The 1,337-nt window shown below is 76.0% G+C and carries 1 pseudogene; it reads right to left on the reverse strand.

Annotation, left to right across the window (positions count from 1 at the left end):
• Positions 1-1,337 (reverse strand): annotated as a pseudogene (locus ACFFNX_RS50145) (hypothetical protein); the annotation flags it as partial.

Consider the following 1,337-nt stretch of genomic DNA (forward strand, 5'->3'; position numbering starts at 1 on the left):
CGGCGCGGGCGTGCTCGCCGCGGGCGGCACAGAGGATCCCCCGGCACAGGCTCAGGGCCGCGCGCGGCGCCGGAGCGTCACGACCGCGCACCCCGCCGCCGAAGGCGGTCACCAGGTCGGCCGCGTCGGCGATCCGCCCGGCCGTGACCAGCGCGTCGACGTGTACCGGGACCAGTTCGGTGGCCCACAGCCAGGTCTCCTTGTTCACCACGACGTCGAGGGGCTCACGGGCCACCCGCAGGGCCTCGTCCACCCGGCCTGCGGCCAGGTGCATCCGGGCGAGCGCCGCGGCCGGCTGCGCCATGAAGTCCGCCCCGCCCGCGTCGCGCACCTGGGCGTACACCGTCGCCTGCAGGCTCTCCGCCTCGTCCTGGCGACCGTCGGCCATCAGCAGCAGCCCGGCGACCAGCCGCGCCTGCTCGCGGTTCAGCGGCAGCGTCTCCTCGTTGCCGGTGAGCTCGTCGGCCCGGTCGGTCAGGCCGTCCCAGGCCCCGGTGAACCAGTCCAGCTGGACCAGCGTGGCGAGGACCGTCTCCCGGTACTTGGGGTAGCCGTACCGCTCGGCCAGCTCCAGCGCGGTCGCCGCGTGCCTGCGGGCCTGTGCGTACCGTCCCCAGCGCATCGCCACCTCGGCCAGGTTGGCGTGGCGGTGGGCGGTGTTGCGCCGTTGCGCGGCCGTCGCGATCTCGTCGGGGATGCCGGCCGCCAGCTCCCACCCGTCGGGCTCGTCGAGCAGCAGCAGCGCGACGGCGATCTTCTCGGTGATCTCCGGCTGGTGGATCGCGGGGAGCGAGCGGGCCGCCTCCGCGGCTCGGCGCAGCCATTCCCGGTGCACCCGGCCGGGGCAGTCCGAGGTGCGCGGCCAGCCGAGCGACGCCATGCCGCGCACGCGCTCCCACGACCCCTCGGGAAGGTCGGGGACCGCCAGCTCCATCACGCGCCGGCTCTCGTCTAGGGCGTCGGCGCCGGAAAGCATGAGGGCCAGCTCGTACCGCGTCCTGGCCGCCTGACCGGCGTCCAGGGCGCCCGAGGCCAGCGCCGACTCGAGCGTGCGAGCCACGTCCCGGACTCGCGAGGTGTCGGTCAGCGCCCCTGGGGGGATCTTGGCGGCCAGCCGTGCCACGTCGGCCGGAGGAAGGTCGGCGCTGCGGAGCAGGTCCTGCAGGACGACGGCGGCCGCCTCCAGGTCGCCACCCGCCGCGGCCTCGTCGGCGGCGCGCTCGGCGTAGGTCATCCAGCGTTCGAGCAGGCCGGCGCCCTCGAAGTGCCGTGCCAGGCGGGCCGCGGACGGCTTCGGCGCCCCTTCGAGCACGGTGCCCGCACGCTCGTGCAGCGCC

The sequence above is a fragment of the Actinoallomurus acaciae genome (assembly GCF_042429965.1).
In the GTDB taxonomy this organism is placed as follows: domain Bacteria; phylum Actinomycetota; class Actinomycetes; order Streptosporangiales; family Streptosporangiaceae; genus Actinoallomurus; species Actinoallomurus acaciae.